Origin of the sequence: Chitinophaga sp. GbtcB8 (genome assembly GCF_019091455.1) — a bacterium.
Lineage (GTDB): Bacteria > Bacteroidota > Bacteroidia > Chitinophagales > Chitinophagaceae > Chitinophaga.
Genome location: NZ_JAGXJN010000017.1, coordinates 115,766 through 140,135, shown reverse-complemented (window position 1 = coordinate 140,135; position 24,370 = coordinate 115,766). Strand labels below are relative to the sequence as shown.

The window sequence follows — 24,370 nt, the reverse complement described above, 5'->3', positions numbered from 1 at the left end:
ACTGCCTTCGTAAAATTCTCTGTCTGCAGATACTGTTTTCCATGCTGTGTTCATGTCCAGCAGGTTCACAAAGAAATCATTAGTAAGCTGGCCCGGACGTTGAGTGAAAACACCATGTTTGCCGCCCTCAAAATTAGTATCTAATACACGCATGCCGCCTACTAATACGGTTAGCTCAGGTGCTGAAAGCGTAAGCAATTGGGCCTTGTCTATCAGCAGGGCTTCAGTGGATACTGCCGCATTCATTGATTTGCGGTAGTTACGGAAACCATCTGCAGCGGGCTCCAGGTGGCCTATTGATTCAACATCGGTTTGCTCCTGCGAAGCATCCGTACGGCCAGGTGTAAAAGGAACAGTGATTGCCTGTCCTGCATCTCTTGCTGCTTTTTCAACACCGGCGCAACCCGCCAGTACGATCAGATCTGCCAGCGAAACTTTTTTACCGCCTGACTGCGCACTGTTAAATGCTGACTGAATGCCTGTCAATGTATCCAATACTTTCTGCAGCTGCGGAGGATTGTTTACGCGCCAGTGTTTTTGAGGAGCCAGGCGGATGCGGGCGCCATTAGCGCCACCGCGTTTGTCAGAACCACGGAAGGTGGAGGCTGAAGCCCATGCGGTGGAAACCAGCTCAGATACGCTTAACCCGGATTCCAGCACTTTCGCCTTCAGGGCTGCAATATCATTTGCATCTATTAATACATGGTCAACTGCAGGAATGGGATCCTGCCAAAGCAGCTCTTCCTGTGGTACATCAGGCCCCAGGTAACGTGCACGGGGTCCCATATCGCGGTGCGTTAATTTAAACCATGCGCGGGCAAAAGCATCTGCAAATGCTGCGGGATCTTCCAGGAAGCGCCTGGATATTTTTTCATATACCGGATCAAATCTTAAAGAAAGATCGGTAGTAAGCATGGTTGGTAAATGCTTTTTTGAACCATCATACGCATCCGGGATAATACCCGTTGCATCTTTAGCCACCCACTGGTGGGCGCCGGCGGGGCTTTTAGAAAGCTGCCATTCAAAGCCGAACAGGTTTTCGAAGAAATTATTACTCCATTGGGTGGGTGTTTTTGTCCAGGTTACTTCAAGCCCGCTTGTAATCGTGTCAGCACCTTTACCGGAACCATAGCTGTTGCTCCAGCCCAGGCCCTGCATTTCAAGGCCGGCGGCTTCAGGTTCTTTGGCTACGTGGGTAGCAGGAGCAGCGCCATGGGTTTTACCAAAGCTATGCCCGCCTGCTATCAGGGCAACGGTTTCTTCATCGTTCATTGCCATGCGGCCAAAAGTATCACGGATATCTTTAGCGGCAGCAATAGGATCAGGATTACCGTCTGGACCTTCGGGATTCACATAGATCAGCCCCATCTGCACGGCAGCCAGCGGTCTTTCCAGGTTACGGGAGTGGATATCACCGTCCGCATCATCATCAGACACCAGTACGCCATGTCCCTCTACCACACCCGGGGAGCCATGCGCATAACGCAGGTCGCCGCCCAGCCAGGTGGCTTCTGAGCCCCAATACACATCCTCATCCGGCTCCCATACATCTGCACGTCCACCGGCAAAGCCAAATGTTTTGAATCCCATTGATTCCAGCGCTACATTACCGGTAAGGATCAGCAGATCTGCCCATGAAATTTTGCTTCCATACTTTTGTTTAATGGGCCAAAGCAGCCTGCGGGCTTTATCCAGGCTTACATTATCAGGCCAGCTGTTAAGCGGGGCAAAACGTTGCTGTCCTGAGCCTGCGCCACCACGGCCATCCCCCACACGATAGGTGCCTGCGCTATGCCAGGCCATACGGATGAACAGGGGGCCATAATGCCCGAAGTCTGCCGGCCACCAATCCTGCGAATCGGTCATGAGTGCATGAAGATCTTTTTTTACAGCTTCCAGGTCGAGGCTTTTAAAAGCTTCGGCATAGTTAAAATCTTCATCCATCGGACTTGACAAGGACGAGTGCTGGCGAAGAATATTTAGCTTTAACTGGTTGGGCCACCAATCGCGGTTCCTGGTGCCACCGCCGCCAACATTCTGCTTTAGACTCCCATTGTGAAAGGGGCATTTACTGATGTCGTTTGACTCTTTTTCCATTTTTATAAGTTTATGGGTATTGAATGAACACTTGCTGATTCGTGCAGATTCGTAAAAGTAGGATATTGAAACTATAGATAAAATCAATTAATTCTATATTTCAATAGTTAAAACCTATTATAGGAAAATCCTCGCTATCTACCTCTTTGGGTATACTGTATAAAAATATTGCTCCGGTCAACGGCGTTCAAATGATCAGATTACGCCTGATTAAATATAGTAAATACAGATGAGGTGTTAGCATTAAATTCCCGGCCGTTTACCAAATACAAAAAAAATGTTATCCTTTAATGAAAACACATCTTTTCAGTGCAAGGCGTTTAATTTTCATTAATATCAATTCATAAATACTATCATAATCGTGCTCAATTTCATCTGTAGAAAAACAGGCTTCCAGCGCTTTCAACAATTCTTCCAACGGAGCCGCTTTATCCAATAAAGCCAGCATATTGTACTCCAGATCATCGATCGCTTGCTCGGAAAATCCGTTGAAAAATAGTTCAGGCACACAGGCCATATTAACGGTTTCCCCCGGATCAAAAGCACTCCCCTGCTGATCAGAAGAGCTTTGGATGATTGGTACCTTGCCGGTAAAAAGGATTACGAAACATTCGCCGGGAAATACCCGGTAAACGGGTTATTGCTGCAGCAGGATAAGCAGATAGAAATCATGCGTGGGTGGTGCGATAAAATGAATATTGAATATACACCGACCTTTTTTTTAAACGGGTTTCAGCTTCCGGGAACATACAGCATAGCCGATCTGAAATATTTTCTTTTGGAAGAGCATTGAAAAACGCCCGCATGTTTGCTGATTTTTAGCAGCATAGGTTGGTTCTAAGCAGCTTTGTTGTTAAATTCATACCGGTTAAATAGAAACGCTACATTATGAAATACGCGCTCATCCTTCTTAATTTTTTATTGCTCATTCCTCATCGCTCCTTTTCCCAGGATCCCTGGAAGCTCACGGCTACGCAGATCGATCCATCCAACTATTATGGTATTACCGTTGCCAATGGTATGATCGGTATTGTATCGTCACCGGAGCCGTTTAAGGTAAAGGATGTGGTGCTGGCCGGAGCGTATGATCTGTATGGCCGCGGCCGCGTGAGCAATTTCCTTCGCAGCTTTAATTTGCTGAACATGTACCTGGAGGTGGATGGCCGCCGCATAGATGCCAAAAGCATTTCCGGTTTTAAGCAGGAGCTGGATATGCGGCAGGCTGCCTTTACCACGGCTTTTGAATATGGCGATAAAGCTACTATTAGCTATACTTACTATTCATTGCGGCAGCTGCCCTACACCGTATTAATGGATGTAAGCATCATCCCTAAAAAAGATATTAGCATTACCGGCGCCAGTGTAATGGAGGCACCGGATGCCTTAAAAGACGTGCAGAATTATTACAACGAAATTGATCGCCCGCATGTGGTCATTAGCCTGCTAACATCCACTGCAAAGTCGCCAACGGGTAAATTGCTGATGTGCGCTTCCAATACATTCCTGTTTAGCGAACCGCATGGACAGGAGCCCCGCGTGATCCACGAAATGTGGGACAACAACATGCACCTGATGAAGTTTTCAAAAACGCTCAAAGCCGGGCAGCCTTATCGTTTTTCCATTGCAGGTTCTTCGCTCACCTCTGCTCATCATGATGATCCCTTAAATGAAGCAGAACGCTTAACTATTTATGCAAAGCTGGAGGGACATGACCGTTTGCTGCAACACCATCAGCAAGCCTGGGACAGTCTCTGGAAAAGCGATATTGTAATTGACGGTGATCCGCAGGCGCAGCAGGATGTGCACAGCATGATGTATCACCTCTACTCCTTTGTTCGTGAAGGCACGGCATATTCGCCCTCGCCCATGGGATTAAGCGGCCTTGGTTACAACGGACATGTTTTCTGGGATGCTGAGCTGTGGATGTATCCCGCCTTGCTGGTACTTCATCCTGAGCTGGCAAAAAGTATGATCGAATATCGTTACCAGCGGCTGGAAGCCGCTAAACGGAATGCTTTTGCAAATGGATTCAAAGGTGCTATGTATCCCTGGGAGAGTGCGGAAAGCGGCGTGGAAGAAACGCCGGTGTGGGCGCTGAGCGGGCCTTTTGAACATCATATCACGGCAGATGTTGCCGCTGCAGCGTGGAATTATTATGCCGTAACACAGGATAAACAATGGCTTCGTGAAAAAGGTTACCCGATCCTGTCCGCCACAGCAGATTTTTGGGCAAGCCGCGTTGAAAGGAATGGGCCTGGCCACTATGATATAAAAAATGTGGTGGCAGCAGATGAATGGGCGGAGAATGTTGACAACAACGCGTTCACTAATGCGGCAGCAAAAGCCAATCTGAATTATGCCACACAGGCAGCTAACATTCTTGGCATTAAACCGGATGCGGATTGGATGGTAGTTGCCGGCAACATCCCCATCTTAAAAATGGATAACGGCGTTACACAGGAACATGCCGCCTATCATGGTGAAGGTATTAAACAGGCGGATGCGAACCTGCTTGCCTATCCTTTAGCAGAAATTACGGATCCAAAGCAGGTGCAAAAAGACCTGGAGTATTATGAAACAAGAGTGCCCAATGAAGGAACGCCTGCAATGACACAAGCTGTTTTTGCTTTGTTATATGCACGTTTGGGAAATGGCGGTAAAGCATATCACTGGTTTCAGGATGCATACCTGCAGAACTTAAATCCTCCGTTCCGTGTGATCGCAGAAACAAAAGGAGGCACCAATCCTTATTTTGCAACAGGCGCCGGAGGGCTGCTGCAGGCAGTGCTCATGGGTTTTGGCGGATTGGAAATTACACCCAAAGGCATATTACAGCTCAAAACGGCCCTGCCGCCCGGCTGGAAAAAGCTGACGATCACAGGGGGAGGTATTGAGCAAAAAACATTTAGCAGGTAATCATCTTACAAAAGATCCGGTTAAAAAACAAGGCTGACCTTATGGGTCAGCCCTGCGTATTTATTGATACTACACGTGATATTACATGCGTATGATCTTGGCGCTGCCTTTAGGTGCGCCGGTAGCGTCGCTGGCTTTGATGATCCAGGTACCTTGCGGCAGCTGGCTGATATCAATGCTGATAAACTGACCTCCTTTTGCTCCGGTAACATACTCCTTGTGTAACACAGGGGCATTACCATTCACGCTCCACACATCAATATATATCTTTTCAGCAGCGGCAGCTCCTTTTACCGCCACCTGCAAGGTGGAACCAGTAACAGGGTTAGGATATACTGTCAGCGTCTTAACTTCAGCAGCAGGTTGCACTGCAGTGCTGGTAGCAGCCATTCTTGCAGCTGCGCCACATGCGCCAAGCGGTTTCCACCACCAGTCAGCTGTTCCGGGCGTTACGTTGTACAACGCATCGGACAGGCTTTCATACAGCACGCCGTTATACACAACACGATCTCCTTTGCTATAGATCTTGGGGTAAGGCTCGTAGGTAGCTACACCGGCGCAATTGCCAGTATTTCCGCCGCCGCCAACTACTACCGTTACTGCAGCAGATGTAGTTGCAGCACTGGCATTATCAGTAGCTTTTGCCGTAAGCATATAGGTACCTGCGGCCACGTTAGTCCAGGTAAAGCTGTAAGGCGCGCCGGTAGCTTCGCCCAGCTTACTGCCGCCGTTAAAGAACTCTACTTTCGCAATAGAACCGTCGCTGTCGGTAGCAGTAGCCTGAAGGGTGATGCTGGCAGGTGCACTGAATGAGGCATTGTTGGCTGGTGAAGTGATGTTCACTGCCGGCGCGTTATTGCCTCCGCTGCCGGTACAATCACGCACATAAGCCCAGGGCTTGGAATCGCCTGAATTAATATCCGGCTGTTCGTTCTGTGTCCACCATTTTGCAGTATAGAGCTTACTGTTATAAACTACCTGGTTACCATTGGTATAAACGGCAGATGCAGACCAGGCTGCAATACCATTGCAGGTGTTACCACCAACGCCGGTTACAACAATAGCAACAGTAGCAGAAGTAGTAACGGCGCCGGCATTATCAGTAGCTTTAGCGCTAATGTTGTAGTTCCCGGCTCCTACATTGGTCCATGAATAGGTATAGGGACTTGAATTATCTTCACCCAGCTTAGTGGCGCCATTGTAAAATTCTACTTTGGTAATGGAGCCGTCCTGATCTGAAGCATTCGCATTAATTGTAACGGTAGCAGGGGCTGTGAATGAAGCATTTCCTGCCGGGGAAGTAATATTCACGGTTGGTGCGTGGTTACCACCATTGCCGCCATTGGCAAGCACTTCGTCATGAATGGCGGATAAGAGGGAGTAGGTGCCAACAGCATCCTGTGAAAGCTCCCACATCATAATACCGCCACCCTGGGTATAGGCCAGGTCCGTTTTACTTTTAATAGTGGTAATGCCATTATAACCCACTCCATTGTAGGTATCAGAATAGGGGCTGGCGCCGCGTGCTATCAGCGTAGCATAACTTTCCCAGCTGGGACGGCCATAAAAAGGCACACCCAGTACGGCTTTGGAAGCAGGTAATCCCTTGCCTTTCCAGTATGCAAGCGACTGGGATGCATAGTTATAAGTGGAGTGATCATAATTGTTAAAATCATAAGCCATCAGGTTCAGGAAATCAACCTGTGAAAATACAGCGGGAAGAATGCTCTCTCCACCCGTACCTACTACGGCAGATGTTAACAATTTACCCTGGGCATGTAAAGCGCCGGCCAGCTGTGTCATCAGGGCCACATAGTTATTAGCGGATGCGCCCTGGTCGGGGTATTCCCAATCAATATCCACCCCATCAAGGCCATATTGATTAATAAAGCTGAGGATATTGTTTACAAAAGCAGTACGGTAGCTGCTGTTACCTGCTGTTGATTCAAAACCGCCGTCGTTGCCATCGTTCCAGCCACCTACCGCTATCAATACCTTTACGCCGTTGGCATGGCCCAAAGAAACCAGGCTTTGGAGCTTGCCGGGATTTTCAATTGCCTGGAAACCACCGGTTGTTGTTGGCAGCAGGAAAGCATAGTTGATGTGTGTAAGCTTACTGTATTGTATAGCATTTACATCACCGGACCAGGAGGGCATGTACCCTACTACTTTAAATTGTGCAAAAGAAAATAGGGATGTGATAAGCAATACACAGGACAGGAAACCTGCTCTTATCCATAGAGTTGTTTTCATTGTATATGGTTTTTTTTAGGAATTGGCTCTCATGTTCAATAGCTTGCGCAGACAGAAGATAGGTCATATTGTTTGCTCACTGATCCAGTGTTCACAAATGAGGAGTCGTTTGTAAAGCGGTTTGGTACTACTTGAAAAGAATATTTTTTTAACCCCTGCCCAGGAGGTCACTAAAGCCTTTCACCTGAAAGGACATTTATTCCCCGAAAGTAGTATAAGCGTTAAATTTTTAATATCCCTCTATCTATTTAACGAACTTCATATTATTTTTGTGGTCAAATGATGAGGGTATTAATTAAGTTTTTTCTATCGCTCTGCTTTTTTCTGATAAGGGGAGATAGTAATTTGTATGCAGATACAATCCAGCATTGTACTTACAACGCTCCTAAAGCATATCTCAAATACCTGGTACCATACAGCCTTTCCGATGTTCCAGTGAGCCAGGTGGTAAACCATACTACCACCCCTGGTGCAAGAAAAGAGATCTACAAATCCAAGGCTACGGAAGTTCAGGACGACGATGAAATACCTGCTTCCAAAAAGCAGTTAAAGATCAGCAACAGCTGTACCAACTTTTTTTCCACCTGCGAACCCGCATCTTTCTATCCCTGCTTTAAGCGCCCCTTACCTTTCTGCAAACACTTTTCCTATTCTTCCTCCAATAAATTCATTGTATACCGGGTGATCCGGATCTGATCCATCTTCTGTAACAAGCCAGCTCCATTCATACTTTTTTACTACATGCCGTCATAGCATTCAGCTATTGAGGTGATGGTGTTATGTGCTGTTCAGAACAGCATTACCAACAGATTGTCATTTATTTAAAATTCATAACTATTATGAAGCGAATACTCATGCTCACAGGCGTGTACGCCTTGTTGTGCCATACCGCCTGTAAAACACAAAAAGAAGAAAAGGAAGGCGGAACAAAATTGCTGGTTACCAGTCCGTTGAAAATGGATACCACCTTAACCAATGAATATGTGTGCCAGATCCGTTCCATACGTAACATTGAGCTAAGAGCCCAGGAAAAGGGATACCTGCAGGACATTTTTGTAGATGAAGGCCAGTTTGTAAAAAAGGGACAGCTCCTGTTCAAGATCATGCCTACCCTCTATGAGGCCGAGCTACAGAGCGCGCAGGCAGAGGTTGATATCGCTACTATTGAAGTGCAGAACACCCAACCCCTTGCTGATAAAAAAGTAGTATCAAAAAATGAGCTGGCCATGGCCCAGGCCAAACTGGAAAAGGCAAAAGCGGAATTAGCGCTGGCCAAAGCCCACCTGGCCTTTACAGACATCAGGGCTCCTTTTGACGGCCTGGTTGACCGCCTGCATTTAAAGCTGGGCAGCCTGGTAGAAGAAGGCGAATTACTGACCACCCTGAGCGATAACCGCCAGATGTGGGTGTATTTCAATGTTTCAGAACCGGAATACCTCAGCTATAAAAAACAGGCTGCCGCAAACGGCAAGCTGCCCGTGTACCTGCTAACGGCCGACAAACAGCTGTTCCGGCATCCCGGCGTAGTTGAAACCATTGAAAGCGAGTTTAATAACGAAACCGGCAACATTGCATTCAGGGCTACTTTTCCCAACACAGAAGGGCTGTTAAGGCACGGCGAAACAGGCACCATACTCATAAAAAAACCGGTTAAGGATGCATTGATCATCCCACAGAAAGCCACGCTTGAGATCATGGATAAAAAATATGTGTATGTAGTAGGTAAAGATAACGTGGTGAAATTAAGGCCTATTACCATTGGCGCTGAAATGCCGGACCTGTATGTAGTAAAAGAAGGATTGGCCGACCATGAAAAAATATTACTGGATGGTTTGCGGAAGGTAAAGAACAATGATAAGATCTCATATGATTATGAGCAGCCGGGGGCAGTGATCTCCCATTTAATGTTACCAACAGAATAATGTAAGTATCCAAAAAAAGCGAGCGAATGTTTAATATATTCATGAAAAGGCCGGTCTTTGCGATAGTGATATCACTTGTCATTGTCTTCATGGGCGTACTGGCCATTTACACCCTGCCTACATCACAGTTCCCTTCTATTGCGCCGCCAAGGGTAATAGTGAGCGTAGCTTACCCTGGCGCCAGCGCCGATGTGCTGGTGAAGTCTGTACTTATTCCAATGGAAAAAGCCGTTAACGGTGTTCCGGGTATGAAGTATATGACCTCTGATGCCACCAGCGCAGGTGAAGCCAATATACAGGTAGTTTTTGACCTGGGTACAGATCCCAGCCAGGCGGTGGTGAACGTTAAGAACCGTATAGAGCAGGTTACCAACAGGCTGCCCCCGCTGGTACAACGGGAAGGGATAGTGGTTAATATTTTACAGCCCAACATGCTGATGTATGTTAACGTATACAGTAAAGATCCCAAGGCAGACGAAAATTTTCTTTACAACTATGCCAATATTAATATACTGCAGGAGCTGAGAAGGGTAAAAGGTATCGGGAATGCCAAGATCCTGGGCAGCCGGCAATATGCAATGCGTATCTGGCTAAAGCCCGACCGGATGCGGGCCTATAACGTTTCAACAGACGAAGTAATGGAGGCGCTGGGTAACCAGAGTATCATAGGCTCACCTGGCAGAATAGGCAGAAGCGACGGCAAACGTTCAGAGGCGCTTGAATACGTGCTGACATACCAGGGAAGATATAACAAACCGGAACAGTATAAGGATGTTATTATACGGGCTAATCCTGACGGTGAGATCCTTTACCTGAAAGACATTGCAGATATTGAGCTGGGAAGTGAGTTCTATGATATTTATTCTAATCTCAATAACCATCCTTCAGCGGCTATTGTGCTGAAGCAAACCTATGGCAGTAATGCCAGTGATGTAATTAAAAGAATAAAAGCCAAGCTGGAAGAAATTAAAGGCAACTCTTTTCCCCCGGGAATGGACTATGAGATCAGCTATGATGTATCCGACTTCCTGAACGCCTCTATTGAAAAAGTAGTGCATACATTGGGCGAGGCTTTTGTGCTGGTGGCCATCGTGGTATTCCTGTTCCTTGGCGACTGGCGCTCTACCCTCATCCCCACCCTGGCTGTTCCGGTATCCCTGGTGGGATCGTTTTTCTTCATGCAGCTTTTTGGGCTCACCATCAACCTCATCACGTTATTTGCGCTGGTGCTGGCCATTGGTATTGTGGTGGACAATGCTATTGTGGTAATTGAGGCTGTACATGCCAAAATGGAGGAAGAACATCTTTCCCCGTACCAGGCCACCATTAAGGTGATCCATGAGATCAGCGGCGCCATTGTAGCTATCACTTTTGTAATGACCGCGGTATTTATACCGGTGGCATTTATGTCTGGCCCCGTAGGTATCTTCTACCGGCAGTTTGCCATTACCATGGCTACCTCTATTGTACTTTCCGGCTTAGTGGCGCTTACGCTTACACCGGTGCTTTGCGCCATGATATTGAAGAATAACCATGGGAAGCCGCGAAAGAAAACAGTGATGAACAGGGCGCTTGACGGCTTTAACAGGGGCTTTGAAAAGCTTACCGGTAAATATGCGGGCCTGCTAAGATTGATCGTAAACCGCAGAGTGGTCACCTTTGTCATGCTGGCGGCTTTTGGCATCGGCATATTCGGCATATCCAGGGATCTGCCATCCGGCTTTATTCCCAGTGAGGACCAGGGAATGATCTATGCCATTATCCAAACACCCCCTGGCTCTACGCTGGAAAGGACCAATGACCTGGCCAGGAAAGTACAGGAAATTGCAGAACATGTAGAAGGTATTCAATCTGTTTCCGCACTGGCAGGTTATGAAGTGCTGACCGAAGGCCGGGGGTCCAATGCAGGCACCTGTCTTATAAATCTGAAGGAATGGTCGCAACGCAAACATTCTGTTAATGAGATCATCCGTGAGCTGGAAGAAAAATCCAGGGAAATTCCCGGGGCAACCATAGAATTCTTTGGGCCACCGGCAGTACCCGGGTATGGAGCAGCCGGCGGTTTTGCCTTGCGCCTGCTGGATAAAACCAACAGCGATAATTATAAAGAGCTGGAAAAGGTGAATGATCAGTTCATGGATGCACTGCGGAAACGTAAGGAGCTAACGGGCTTGTTTACTTTCTTCAGCGCCAACTATCCGCAGTATGAGCTGCAGATCGATAACAAAGCAGCCATGCAAAAAGGCGTTTCTATTGGTAAGGCAATGGATAACCTCTCTATCCTGATAGGCAGTAGCTATGAGCTGGGCTTTATCCGCTTCGGCACCTTTCTGAAAGTATACGTACAGGCAGCGCCTGAATACCGGAAGCTGCCGGACGATCTTATGAAGCTGTACGTTAAAAATAACCGCGATGAGATGGTACCTTATTCAGCTTTCATGTCAATAAAAAAGGCGCATGGGCTTAATGAGATCACCCGTTATAATATGTACACTTCATCGGCAATAAGGGGCGAGCCTGCACCGGGTTATAGCAGCGGTGAAGCCACCAAAGCTATACAGGAGGTTGCTGCACAAACACTGCCGCGCGGGTATGGTATTGACTGGGAAGGCCTTTCAAAAGATGAAACGGAACGTGGGAACGAAGCGCTCTACATTTTCCTCATTGTATTAGCGTTTGTATACCTGATACTGGCCGCACAGTATGAAAGTTTCATACTGCCGTTAGCAGTTATATTTTCCCTGCCTGCAGGCGTTTTCGGTGCATTCCTGCTGGTTAAGCTCATGGGCCTGGCCAATGATATTTATGCGCAGGTAGGGCTGGTAATGCTGGTTGGCCTGCTGGGTAAGAATGCGGTACTGATTGTGGAGTTTGCCGTTCAGAAACACCGCTCCGGCGTACCGCTGCTCCAGGCAGCTATAGAAGGTGCCACCGTGCGTTTCCGCCCGATATTAATGACTTCTCTTGCCTTTATTGCCGGCCTGATACCGCTGCTTTTTGCTACGGGCCCGGGCGCCATCGGCAACCATACCATAGGCGCTGCCTCTGCCGGCGGCATGCTGCTGGGGACCGTTTTCGGGGTGATCATTATTCCCGGCTTGTATTACATATTTGGCAGCATGGCAGCAAAACGTAAGCTCATTAAAGATGAAGAAGAGAATCCTTTAACAGAAGAAATTGATCATAATGTTTAGAAGCAGAATATATAAGCACTTAGGGGTAGCCTGCATTTCCTTTGCTTATGCAGCTTGTAAAATTCCTGCTTTGGTTGGGAAAACAGCAGATAAAACAGTTCCTGCGAGTTATAACAGCTCGCAGGATACCCTTAATATGGCAAAAGTGAAGTGGAAAGATTATTTCACGGATCCCTACCTGGGCGCCCTGATAGATACGGCTTTGAAGAATAACCAGGAGCTGAATATTACCTTACAGGAAATGGAGATTGCCAGCAACGAAATAAGGGCCAGGAAAGGAGAGTATTTGCCGTTTGTAGGAGTAAAAGCTGCAGCCGGCGTTGAAAAGGTAGGCCGCTATACCAGCCAGGGCGCCGGTGATGCTACTACCGAAATTAAACCGGGAAAAGAAATGCCGGACCCGCTGCCGGATTACCTATTAGCAGCTTATGCATCCTGGGAAGTGGATATCTGGAAAAAGCTGCACAACGCTAAAAAAGCAGCCATCAGCAGGTACCTGTCTACTGTCGAGGGGAAAAATTTCCTCGTTACGAACCTGGTGGCCGAAATCGCTAATTCTTATTACGAGCTACTGGCGCTGGATTACCAGCTGGCTATTGTAAAACAGAACATCGACATCCAGAACAATGCCCTGGAGATCGTAAAACTGCAGAAAGAAGCTACCCGGGTAACAGAGCTGGCCGTACGTAAATTTGAAGCGGAGGTGCTCAATACCAAAAGTCTGCAGTACAATATTCAGCAGCAGATCACGGAAACGGAGAACCGAATCAATTTCCTGCTGGGCCGTTATCCGCAGCCTGTTCCAAGAAATGAGCAGACTTTTGACAATGCAATACCTGACGCTATTCATGCCGGTATTCCATCGCAGCTGTTAGCCAACCGCCCTGACATTAAACAGGCGGAGCTGGAGCTGGCAGCATCCAAGCTGGATGTACAGGTGGCAAAAGCTGAATTTTATCCTTCTTTAGGTATTTCTGCAGCTATCGGTTACCAGGCATTTAATCCAAGGTATCTTTTTAATACGCCAAAATCCTTGCTGTATTCCCTGGCAGGCGACCTGGTGGCGCCCCTGGTTAATAAGAATGCAATCAAGGCTAACTATTATACGGCCAATGCAAAACAGGTACAAGCTATTTACAATTACGAGCGTACCATTTTAAACGCTTATGTGGAAGTGGCCAATCAGCTGTCGAAGATCAATAACCTGGAAAAAAGTTATGATCTGAAAACCCAGGAAGTAGGCGCGCTTACCCGCTCTATCACTATTTCAAATGATCTTTTTAAATCAGCGCGGGCTGATTATATGGAAGTACTCATGACCCAGCGCGATGCGCTGGAATCAAAGTTTGAACTGATCGAAACCAAGAAGCAGCAATTGAATGCCATGGTTAATATTTACAAGGCATTAGGCGGCGGATGGAATTAAGGAGCTATTAGAAAAAACAGGCTGTATCACATTTGATACAGCCTGTTTCCTTATCTGCTTTTTGCAATTATGGTTTTGCAGACCAGGTTAAAGTGACATTAGCGCCATTGGCCATCAAAGGTATACTGGCGCCGCGCACTGAAATTGCGTAATAACAGCACTTTGTTTTTTGACAGATGGGATGCCAGTTTTTAACGGCGTTGAAGCATTCACGGAAGGATGGCTGTGCAGCCTGAAACTATTATCATCCATCAAAAAGGAGCGTCATCCAACCCCTCATCATCAAAGTCCAAATCTTTCATCTTTGAGCCCTTATGTATAAAAAGTTTGGTTTCACTTTGATCGTCATTCTTCCCAAAAGGATGACGGTTTGGCTTAGCGGCTGGCTTTCCTTCCACAAAGAACCCTGTAGATTCGTTATACTTAAGTCTGCAAGAATTTTGGCCTGCTTTATTACCATTTCTTGCAAGAAATAAGTATGGTGAATTTGCCTCTTCTTCTGATGGATCAAAATAAAGATCCCGATTATAAAATTGGGGACGGTGCAGGAAAATAATATTATAAGCCGATTGAGCCAACACATTACTATCCCGCAAATCTACAAGCAGCGGGGCTCTTATTGTATAGCGGGAACCAGGTTTATTATCCCTGTCAATATCTTTATTCAAAAGAGACAATGCAACCACTGTAATATCCCTTGACCTAATAATATCACATAACCTTTTACAATTGGATGAAAATTCCTGTTCAAAATTAGCAGCGTACTTTCTCTCAAAAGGTCCGATCAGTAAGTTCTGCAGAGAGTCAATGAAGAATACCTTTTTACCCTCATCACAGTATTTACCGATCATTTCTTCAATGTGGTCCATATTCCTGTATGAAGGTGTTACTACTTCAATGTTGCCCAGGTTCTTAATATCGGCCTCCAATGCATTAATTTGTGCAGCTGTTAATTCGTCTGTTTTATCCAGACCTGTAACAGGAATATTGATGCTATTAGCCAACAATTCGCGCTCTACCCTGCTCACAGTATTGGTACCAGAAATCGCCATGAACACACTACTGATCCCACATTTACTAAAATGATTTATAACCGACAGCAACACACTATATATTTCATGAAAAGGACTACCGGCAAAAACATGTAAGGCATTTTGGATCAATCCTCCCCCCAGTTCTGTATCAAGTTGTCCAAATCCTGTAGAATAATATTTTTCACCAGGAATACGACTTTTAATTTCTTCTTTCTTCAGGGTCATTTTTTTGTTGATTTAGTTAAAATTGTTTCAGTGCTTCCTACTTTGAGCGACTTTTCAAAAGGGAATTTCTTTACTCTTAGGCATAATAATTAATTTGGGTATTTAATAAGTGAATCAATTGTTAACGCAAAAAGGGTTTCAGCTTTGAACAAGCTGAAACCCTTTAAATTTATAAAGCTTAACATTATAACACCATTTTTCCCACACTATCCAGCGTAGTATCTTTAATCTCTTTACTCCGTAAATATTAAACTGCTGTACCTCCTTTAAACTGATAAGCGCTGCTGCCGGCATCCTTCACTCAGAAACCGGCCGGTTCAAAGGCCGGCGGTCACTAAATACCAATAGCAACGTAATAACTCCTATTACAAAAAAGCTTAGCACCAGTGGAAAAACATCTGTAACCATTAAATGACTAATAACCGATCCCAGGGATGCGCCAATGCAAAAGAAGTAGGTGCCATAAACAGCGGAAGCCATACCTGCCATGTTTCCCATTGGCTCCAGCGCTAACGCGCTGCTGTTTGGCTCCACAGCTAAATTCAGCGCCATCAGCAGGGCCACCGCAATAAAGAATAAAAGCATACCGGGCGGATCGCCCAAAGTGAAGGTAAGCAGCAGTAAGAGGCCCGCTATTATCGTATAAATAATAAGGAGTCCCCGGATGGTGCGCCGCGCTCCATACCGGGATGAAAGGCGGGCATTCATTAAGGTACAAAGCGACATGACCAGCCCCATACCTCCAAAGATCCAGGGAAATAGTTTGGGCCTGCCATAGATCTCCCCCACAATATGCTCAGAGCTGGAAATGTACGAGCTTAATGCCGTGAAAAGAGCCGTGGTAACAGTGGTATAGCGAAGAAAAGTGCGATTGCCGATAACCTTGCGGATGGATTGGCCGAAACCGGTCCAGTTAAGGGAGCTGCGTTGTTCCGGCGGAAGGGATTCTTCCAGCCTGAATGACCAGCAAAAAATAATAACCGCAAACAAAGGAGGCGTAAGAAATACCATCTGCCAGGATGATACGGACAGAATAGCTATTCCTAAGAAAGGCGCCAGCACCGGGGTAAACAGGAAGATGGTAAAGATCAGGGACATAATGCGGGCCATCTGGTCCCCTACAAAACGGTCACGCACCCCCGCAATGGTGGTCATAAATACGGCTGATGCTCCCACCCCGGCTACAAAGCGGGCTGCAAACATCAGCTGCAGGCTGGGTGCAAAGGCGGCAGCTATTCCACCAATGATATAAAGCGGGAATCCTACCCGTAGGATGGCCAGGCGTCCGTAACGGTCTGAAAACGCGCCAAAAATGATCTGCGCAGTTTGCCCCAGGAAAAAAAACGTAATGATCTGTGCAGTAGCAGTAGATTCAGGCGGGAGCCCAAAATGCTTCCGCAGCTCCGCAAACACCGGGAGCATAATGTCTATTCCCAAAGCTGTCAGGATCATGGTGCAGGCCGACAGCGCAATAAACTCGCCTTGTTTCATTTTCATAACTGTGATTATTCAAATTTTAAGCCCTTACACTAAATGGCTCACGGGGCAGTATATACGTGTTCCTGTTAAAGGAGGTAAAGCTAATGTCTAAATTTATATGTTATAGGGTATTTATTAGACATTATAATGGGGAGATCCGGACAGGGTGAAAGATAGAAAGTACTGTACAATAAAAAGGCTGCCCCTTTTGGAACAGCCCTTTGTGTAAATACAATAACCTGTTTTAAAAAGCAGCGGCAAACTCCTTTGCAAAAGTTTCCAGCTTTATTTTTCCCATGGCAGCCGGCTTATGCAGCTCATAATCCGCTATCAATGCACCGCTATGGAGGCTGGCGCCCATTTCTACCAGCTTGGCAGCAATATGCACCGGCACTCCTTTCTTTTCTAACCTTTCCTGCGTTTGTTCATTGGTAAAGGTTAGCCATTTCAGATCCGGCTTGCCAATAGCAGCGCCTAAAACGCCCGCAATTTCATTGGCTGTACGCTCATCGCTTACCACGTACCGCACATTCTTTCCTGTAGCAGCTGTTTCCAGCTCGTCCAGCGCAGCAGCAGCAATATCCTCCGGGTGCACCAGTATCAGCTTATCATCTGTACCATAGTTTGCGGCCATAAAACCCTGCTCTTTTATTATATCTATAAGATTGTACAAATTATAATAGAAGTAACCTGCGCGCAGATGCGTAATAGCTATCCCTGACAGGCTATTCAGCAGGCCCTCTATCTTATGGGACCCCAGGATGAACCCTGAATCTTTTTCCAGGTGCGCACCATAACTGCTAAGGTGTACCACGCGTTTTATACCCGACTGCTGAATGGCCTGTGCATAATTGCTGCCTATCCGGCTGTAATAGGCTATCTGGTCAGGTTCAGCAAAGTTTGGCGGCACCATGGCAAACACGGCATCCGCGCCGGTAAGAACAGCTACCAGGAAATCAACGTTTTCCAGCGAGCCAATAGCTGCCGTGGCGCCCAGGGCTTCAATATCCTTTTGTTTTTCTGCTTTGCTGCTGATCACGGTAACCTTGTGCCCTTTTTGTACCAGCCCCTTTGCCAGTGGCTGGGCAACATGCCCTAAAGAACCTGTTACTACAACTTTCATAAATGTTTCGCTTTTGTTTCTTACACAAAGGTCCTGCCTCCAGGATCTATTCCTGTAGCTTAATCTCAGGTTGTTGTAGCCGTTTCTTTACTATACGGGTTAGTTGAAAGATTGCCGGAAGGCTAAAGGTGAAAGATTAGTTTTGCTTTTGAATAATTTGCTGAAAGACTGTGAATGTTCTAACCCTATTTCATAGGCAATTTCGCTAACGGATAAAGTGGTAGTGGACAATTTCTCTTTTGCCTTTTCTATTAACTTATCATGTATGTGTTGCTGGGTGCTTTGGCCCGTTAACACGTTTAGCAATACACTTAAATAATTGGGGGATACATTTAATGCGCCGGCAATATATTGCACCGTTGGCAATCCCTTTTTTGCCAATGCATCGCTGTTAAAATATTCCGCAAGAAGATCTTCCAGCCGGTCAAGGAGCTTATGGTTCGTAATTTCCCGGGTGATGAACTGGCGCTGATAAAACCGGTCGGCATAGGTTAGCAATAATTCAAGCTGGGCAATAATTACTTTTTTGCTGAACTTATCAATATTTGCATGGTATTCCTGCTCAATATTTTGCATAATACCGGTAACCATTACTTCTTCTTTCTCTGAAAGATGCAAGGCTTCATTTACTGCATAGCTAAAATATTCGTACTGTTTTATTGTTTTGGCTAAGGAGGTATTCCATAAATAATCAGGATGCACCAGCAGCAGCCATCCTGAATGTTTTAGCTCTTCCTCCGCCTCAATAGTAAAAACCTGGCCGGGAGAAATAAAGATCATTACTCCTTCGTCAAAATCATACTCTTGCTGACCGTATTTCATTTTGCCATTAAAATTCCTTTTAAGCCCTATGGAGTAAAAATTATGTGTGAAGCTATAGGCATGTTCATCCATGCGTTTGATGTCTTCAAAACTTATTACACTGATCAATGGATGTGCCGGTTTGGCGATCCCTATGAGCGCATGATATTCAGTGATTGTTTTAATATGTGTAAGCGGCGTATTTTTCATGACCATTTACTTTCCATCAAAATTAATCAATCAGCTTCTTCTCCATATAAATAGTTCCTGCAATAGGGTTATGCCGGTAGGCGTCAATGGTGTAAAATCCCAGGTGATGATACAATGTTTGTGCCTTTTCCTGGCCGGGCACCGTATCCAGCCGGATATAGTGATAGTGGAGCTTTTTTGCAGTGCCTGTTGCCAAGGCCAGCAACTCTTTCCCGATCTTAAGGCTTCTGAATGCAGGTTTTACATACAGCCGCTTTAGTTCTGCGGTGGTTTCAGAAAGTTTGCGGATACCGGCACAGCCAACCGCGTCCTCATTATAAGTACATATTAACAGCGCTCCTTCAGGAGCCTGGTATTGCCGGCTTAGGGCCGCAAGCTCATTTTTGAATCCCTGGAATCCAAGATCAAAATCAAGAGAGGCGGCATATTCTTCAAAAAGTTTTTTTCCATCCTCAAAGTCCTGCGCTGTCTCTGCTATTTTAAAGTGAATGTTTTCCATCTGCATTTTTATTTTTCCGCATTTCCTTTTTCCAACAGCTGTTTTACCTGCATAATTAACCCAGCCAGCTGTTCCCGCTCTTTTAGATCCAGGTGCTTAACCAGGTTTTTCACCTGCTCATCTGACTGGCGGTTAATATCTGCTGCTATTTGCCGGCCTTTGGCGGTAAGCGCCAGGGCAAAGATCCTTTTGTCTTCTTTGGATTGCTTTTTCTTCACCGCACCCTGTTTTACCAGCTTAGCCACCATCCGGCTCATGTAACCTTCATCTATTTGCAGCTTTTCCTTTATGGCTCTTGCGGTGATTCCTTCCTGTTCGTTCACCTCATAAATAATCCTCGCTTCTGTAAGCGAATAATCACTTTCCAGGATGTGGTTATTGACAACGCCCAGCACCGTTGTATAAAACCGGTTAAAATCGCGCAGGGTATTTACCAGCTCTTTTTTCATGGAACAAAGGTAAAAAATAATACTTGACAAAAGCAAGTATTATACAATGTTTTAAGTACTTGATAAAATGGGCGGCATATTTATGGGAAGTGTCTGGATGGTCCAATGCCAGGAAAAGAAAACGAAAGCTGGTACGAAGCATCAGCAATGGAACTAAAAAATAAACCCGCGTAAATCAGGTATTACGCGGGTTCTGTAATAAGTATAAAAATAAAACCTATCCTATCGAAAACTCAATTGTCCCCTCCTCATGTTCCAGCTTTTTCAAAAAATCATGCAATGTTTTAATCCGCAACAGCACCTCATCTTCTTTCTTCATTTTTTCAATTATACCGCTTAGCCGGCCCAGCTCTTCCAGGATGCCAGCAATATCCTCCCTGGTATAGCTATGCCCCGCTCCAAATGCACTGATCCATTGCAGCTGGTGCTCCCTCGCCGCAGGCAGCCAGATCTTATTAAATACCTCTTCTGTGGCAAGAGGAATGTAGGTATTCTCTTCGTTCCCATTTATCGTTAATCCAAAAAGTGCTACTGACATATATATACTATCTGGTAAATTAAGAATTACAATTAAAATCAGCTGAAAAGGACCAATCAGGGAAACTATTCTTCAGGTTTGCGAGCTGTGTATCAACGGCGGCGCGTAATTCCGGCGTATCAGCATCCATTTTAAAATGTAATTTCCTGAAGTTCCTTATTTCCTCTATTGTTGGCACTACAGGAGAGCCGTTCCCAGTTGGCCGCGTTGCCGTGGCAACGGCCAGGTTATTAATCCTCACTGCTGTCTTTCTATAGATCTGTTTTTCAGCCCATCTCCCGGGATCCGGCATTTCACCGGTTCTTGGGTGCGGAATGGCAAGCCCCTCTGCCGATTTATCTTCAATAAATGTTTCGGCTCCCATATCTATTCCGTCAAATTCACCCAGGGGATTGCCCAATTGGTTTTCCAGCTCTACTCCGGTATAATCAATAGCCAGCCCAAATACATCGGTCTGCTTATTCACATCCCACACATAACTATATAACTGCATCCCGCCTTTGAGCCTGACCGGATCCTGGCTAAGGTACCGCCCTTCCTCCGGGCAGTAATACCGGAACCGGTTGTAATATAACCCTGTTTCTTCATCTTCATACTGGCCTTTATACCGGAACGGTATTAAGTTCCTTTCTCCTTCGAACTTACGCACCTTCCCATAAATATCCAATCCGCACGACCATACTTTTTCTCCTGCTTCATCATAGGCTTCGCAGGGCGTACCCAAATAGTCGGTGATAACAGAGTAGTGCCTGCCATTAATAATTTTTGCTGCGGGTGCAAAGGAGCCCTCTTCAAACACCCAGCAGGCCAATGTTTCAGCCGGAACTGGTTCCGGGTGGTCCTGTACCACATCCCCAAGTTCATTAATAGTGATCGCGGGCCGGTCTTTTGCCGGGTAGCTCCATTCATGCAGCGGCACCTTCCCATCCCACACAAAACGGGTAAGCAGCCCGTTATACTGCTTTTCAATGCGCCGGCCCAAGGGATCATAACGGAACTCCACCACCTTACCATCAGGGCGCACTACCTTCCTGAGCGCGCCACTGGCATACCATTCATATCCCCAAACAGCTTGTCCTGCCGGCGCAACATTCACGATCTTTTTAATCACATTTCCCTCATCATCATAAACAAACCGCGCATTCTGTGTTTCCTGCAGCCTGCCACCCGGGCCATATTTACGGTCGTTACGGTGCTGCGTTCTATAAAGATTGCCTGCTTTATCCGGCAGGCGATAATCATATTCCCCATTCTCATATTGGGCCCATGCCAGGTTCGCAAAATCATCATGCCCGAATTTTGTTATACCACCGCTAATGCCATTGGTAATTTGCTTTAGCCGCTGATTGGCATCCCAGCGGTAATTAAGCTGGCGGGTTCTACGCCCATTGCTGTTCACGGCATGTGTGTCCGGCATGCCGGTCTTGTCATAGGTCCAGCAGCTTTTAACCCCACCCGGCAGGCTACGCTCTATTTCCAGACCCAATAAATTACGCTCAATGTGCATAGCCCAGGGAGTATTAGTGCCTTGCGCCTGCATATCAGTAATGTCGCCGGCTGCATTGCGGGTAACGTGTATATCGGCACCCAGGCTGCTTTTAATATGGCTGCGTTTTCCGTCATAACCATAATTACTATGGATGGTGTACCCATTCTGCGATTCCTGTATCACACGCCCCATTGCATCCCGCTGTAATTTAACAGTACAATGCTCATTCACCGCTTCTGTAAGCTGGCCGTTAAGATTATAGTTATAAGTTTCCCAGCTGCCATCACTATGCTCCACCCGGGTCATGAGCCCGTTATAATCATATTCGTATGCTGTCCATTGCCTGCCGGGGCGTTGTACCCGGGCCACTTTGCGGGCAGCATTCCGGTGGTAATGACGGGTTAGTCCATCAAAGCCGGTTTCCTGTATAATATCGCCACGGCCGTTGCGGGTAAACCGGTACATTTCTCCATGCTCGTTTACCAGCCCGGTAAGCTGCTCCTGTTTATCATATACAAAGTGTATCCTGGCGCCGTTTTCTTCCCGCAGCTTCAGGTTACCTAAAGGCGTATAGCCGTAATGTACATGATGATGCTTATCCCTTACCTGCACTACCTGCATATAGGCATTGTACTGCAGCTCTACGTGATTTCCATCTACCAAATGCGCATCGGTGGCGCGCCCCAGCACATCATAACGGAAAGATTGTTCCTGTTGCAAGGGGTTAACCGCCTTAATACAATGTCCCCATGCGTCATATTCCCAGCTGGCAAACCCTTTGTCCGGCAGGGTAAGTGCAGAAAGGTTATGGTCTTCATCATATTCCAGCAGGGTAGTATGTCCCTGGTCATCTTCTACTTTACTAAGCAGGTTTTGTGCGTTATAACGGAATATAGTGATACCGCCGGTTGCCTCCGTGATCGTATGCACCAACCCTCTGTGCGGCCCATGCTTATAGTAAATATAAGTACGGCTGTTGCCATGCGGATCTGTTACTAATGTAAGGCGGTCTTCCGCATCATAATTAAATGTAAAGGCACTGCCATCCGGTTTTTCAATACTGATACGGTTTCCACGCTCATCATAGGAATAACCGGTAATATTAGCTTCCTCATCTATTTGCCGGTAAATATCAAATTCATCAGTATATTCTGTGAAACGGGAATTGCCCAGCGGGTCTTTTATCTGCGTAACTAAAAAATCAGGTGTATAATAATAGGTGGTAACATGCCCCAATGAATTGGTTACGGTGTTATAACCTTTCTCCGGGTAATATTCCAACCACCCTTCCAGTATACCACCATCGCCCCAGGTATGGGTACAACGGCCTTTGTTATCATATTCCCAGTAGAAGGTTTGTCCGTTACGGTCTGTTTTAGCTACCATCCGGTGGTTGCGGAATTGTATGCGGGTGGTTTGATCCAGCGCATCGGTAATTGCACAAAGGTCACCTGCATCATTGTAATCATATTTTACCAGCACCTGCTGCTGCCCGCGATGATGTGCCGTAACACGTGTCATACGGCCTTCTGTATCAGTTTCTATATGCAGCTGCCGGTTAGCGCTGTCAATAACCTGTACCAGGTGCTCCTTATTATTGTAGTGAAAGCTGATCATGGCCCCGGCATCATTACGGATAGCGTATAGGCGGTACTGTTGGTCATGGGGATGCAACCTGCGAAAGTGGTAGTATAAACGTTCCCTGTGATCGAAGAGCTGGTATTCATCCAGGCCGGTACGGGTAAGCGTTAACCGTTCGGGACGGTTGTAGCCGCTGTTGCCCGCATACGGTAAATATTCAAAGGTAGTGCTGCGCCCGTCGCCTAATAATAAGGCCGTGGCATCTTCATTTGCCAGCTCCAACAGCCGCAGGTCATGGGAAAAATGGTTGCCATGGCCTAATAACCCATGATGCTGGCTATCACTGTTCCAGCAGCGTTCCCATTTCAACGGTATAGGGCCTGGCAATTCAAAGTCTGTTCCCTCATTTATTACAATGCCCTGTACAAGGTCTACAGGCTCAAAGCCCAGCTTACAAAGCAGGCGGCTCAGCTTATCACTCCCGCCAATTTTTTTCTGGTGGGCCAGGTTAAAATCAGTGATCTTTTTTTTGGCCTTTTTAGCGGCTTTTCCCAGCGCTTTCATCCCTTTTCCTAATCCCTTCATGAGCGCGCCAAATCCAAAGGAGGTAACAAGGTTCAGCAATGCGCCCGACCAGTCCGGCACATAGGGGCCACCCACTGTTACCGGCCTGCCAAAAGAAAGCGGTATGGAAAATGAAGTGGGTAAATACATGCTGGGCAAAGGTTTAAGCTTTTTGCCGGGTTGCAGGGAAAGTGGGATGCCAATATCATTACACGTCATTAACATATGGCCGGAAGGGCTCATCAGGTTGCCTTCCACCGTCACGGTTTTGCTGCCGAAGAAGTTCACAGAATCATGCCCGATCAGAGGAGCCATCAGGAAGGGGCCACCCATCGGTATATGGACCAGGATGATGAAAATACCACTGGTATCGCTTTTACCACGGGGTACATGATTGATCTTTGTGGTGGCGCCTAAAAAGGGGATATAGTCCATAGGGTCTACCACAAACCCGATATATGGATGCGGTAACGGAATGGGAAAACCAAACAATATTACAATATGTATATCCAGTCCTATAACAGGAGTAAAATGCTTGTTACTAACCAGCATATGCTATGTATTTTGCGC

16 protein-coding genes are annotated in these 24,370 nt (G+C 46.4%); 5 read left to right on the top strand and 11 right to left on the bottom strand.

The features are described 5' to 3' along the window. A partial coding sequence (gene katG, locus KVT36_RS16595) for a catalase/peroxidase HPI (protein ID WP_217604591.1) occupies nucleotides 1–2,097 on the bottom strand: 2,097 nt, incomplete at its 3' end. A gap of 280 nt (nucleotides 2,098–2,377) precedes the next feature. After that, a complete protein-coding gene (locus tag KVT36_RS16590) occupies nucleotides 2,378–2,605 on the bottom strand; it encodes a hypothetical protein (protein ID WP_217604590.1) in 228 nt (75 codons plus the stop codon). A gap of 380 nt (nucleotides 2,606–2,985) precedes the next feature. Between KVT36_RS16590 and KVT36_RS16585 the strand changes: the two genes are divergently transcribed. Next, a complete protein-coding gene (locus KVT36_RS16585; RefSeq protein WP_254640054.1) occupies nucleotides 2,986–5,013 on the top strand; it encodes a glycoside hydrolase family 65 protein in 2,028 nt (675 codons plus the stop codon). Between the two features lie 81 nt (nucleotides 5,014–5,094). Here KVT36_RS16585 and KVT36_RS16580 read toward each other — a convergent pair whose 3' ends face one another. Next, nucleotides 5,095–7,266, bottom strand: coding sequence for a glycosyl hydrolase family 18 protein (locus KVT36_RS16580; RefSeq protein ID WP_217604589.1), 2,172 nt, complete (start codon nucleotides 7,264–7,266; stop codon nucleotides 5,095–5,097). A 345-nt stretch (nucleotides 7,267–7,611) separates the two neighbouring features. On the opposite strand from KVT36_RS16580, the gene KVT36_RS16575 reads away from it, so the two are divergent. From KVT36_RS16575 to KVT36_RS16560, 4 genes are all read left to right on the top strand, one after another. Further along, nucleotides 7,612–7,962, top strand: coding sequence for a hypothetical protein (locus tag KVT36_RS16575; RefSeq protein ID WP_217604588.1), 351 nt, complete (start codon nucleotides 7,612–7,614; stop codon nucleotides 7,960–7,962). A 143-nt stretch (nucleotides 7,963–8,105) separates the two neighbouring features. Further along, the gene (locus tag KVT36_RS16570) at nucleotides 8,106–9,188 is read left to right on the top strand and encodes an efflux RND transporter periplasmic adaptor subunit (RefSeq protein WP_217604587.1); all 1,083 of its coding nucleotides are present in this window, start codon (nucleotides 8,106–8,108) and stop codon (nucleotides 9,186–9,188) included. A gap of 26 nt (nucleotides 9,189–9,214) precedes the next feature. After that, nucleotides 9,215–12,382: an efflux RND transporter permease subunit gene (locus KVT36_RS16565; protein WP_217604586.1), complete on the top strand. Its 3,168-nt coding sequence runs from the start codon at nucleotides 9,215–9,217 to the stop codon at nucleotides 12,380–12,382. A gap of 70 nt (nucleotides 12,383–12,452) precedes the next feature. Further along, a complete protein-coding gene (locus tag KVT36_RS16560) occupies nucleotides 12,453–13,808 on the top strand; it encodes a TolC family protein (RefSeq protein WP_254640053.1) in 1,356 nt (451 codons plus the stop codon). A 251-nt stretch (nucleotides 13,809–14,059) separates the two neighbouring features. On the opposite strand, the gene KVT36_RS16555 is transcribed toward KVT36_RS16560, so the two are convergent. From KVT36_RS16555 to KVT36_RS16520, 8 genes are all read right to left on the bottom strand, one after another. Beyond that, the gene (locus KVT36_RS16555) at nucleotides 14,060–15,067 is read right to left on the bottom strand and encodes a DnaB-like helicase C-terminal domain-containing protein (RefSeq protein WP_217604584.1); all 1,008 of its coding nucleotides are present in this window, start codon (nucleotides 15,065–15,067) and stop codon (nucleotides 14,060–14,062) included. A 297-nt stretch (nucleotides 15,068–15,364) separates the two neighbouring features. Continuing rightward, nucleotides 15,365–16,564 carry an MFS transporter gene (locus tag KVT36_RS16550; protein WP_254640052.1) on the bottom strand — a complete coding sequence of 400 codons (1,200 nt, stop codon included), beginning with the start codon at nucleotides 16,562–16,564 and terminating at the stop codon, nucleotides 15,365–15,367. A 226-nt stretch (nucleotides 16,565–16,790) separates the two neighbouring features. After that, nucleotides 16,791–17,669, bottom strand: a complete 879-nt coding sequence (locus KVT36_RS16545) for an NmrA family NAD(P)-binding protein (protein WP_217604583.1) — start codon at nucleotides 17,667–17,669, stop codon at nucleotides 16,791–16,793. A 99-nt stretch (nucleotides 17,670–17,768) separates the two neighbouring features. Next, nucleotides 17,769–18,680: an AraC family transcriptional regulator gene (locus tag KVT36_RS16540; protein WP_217604582.1), complete on the bottom strand. Its 912-nt coding sequence runs from the start codon at nucleotides 18,678–18,680 to the stop codon at nucleotides 17,769–17,771. 22 nt (nucleotides 18,681–18,702) lie between these two features. Next, nucleotides 18,703–19,179 (bottom strand): GNAT family N-acetyltransferase, encoded by a 477-nt coding sequence (locus KVT36_RS16535; RefSeq protein ID WP_217604581.1) that lies wholly within the window; start codon nucleotides 19,177–19,179, stop codon nucleotides 18,703–18,705. An 8-nt stretch (nucleotides 19,180–19,187) separates the two neighbouring features. Continuing rightward, nucleotides 19,188–19,628 carry a MarR family winged helix-turn-helix transcriptional regulator gene (locus tag KVT36_RS16530; protein ID WP_217604580.1) on the bottom strand — a complete coding sequence of 147 codons (441 nt, stop codon included), beginning with the start codon at nucleotides 19,626–19,628 and terminating at the stop codon, nucleotides 19,188–19,190. A 217-nt stretch (nucleotides 19,629–19,845) separates the two neighbouring features. After that, nucleotides 19,846–20,166 (bottom strand): hypothetical protein, encoded by a 321-nt coding sequence (locus KVT36_RS16525; protein WP_217604579.1) that lies wholly within the window; start codon nucleotides 20,164–20,166, stop codon nucleotides 19,846–19,848. Between the two features lie 19 nt (nucleotides 20,167–20,185). Then, nucleotides 20,186–24,352, bottom strand: coding sequence for an RHS repeat-associated core domain-containing protein (locus tag KVT36_RS16520; RefSeq protein ID WP_217604578.1), 4,167 nt, complete (start codon nucleotides 24,350–24,352; stop codon nucleotides 20,186–20,188). Nucleotides 24,353–24,370: the final 18 nt, after the last annotated feature.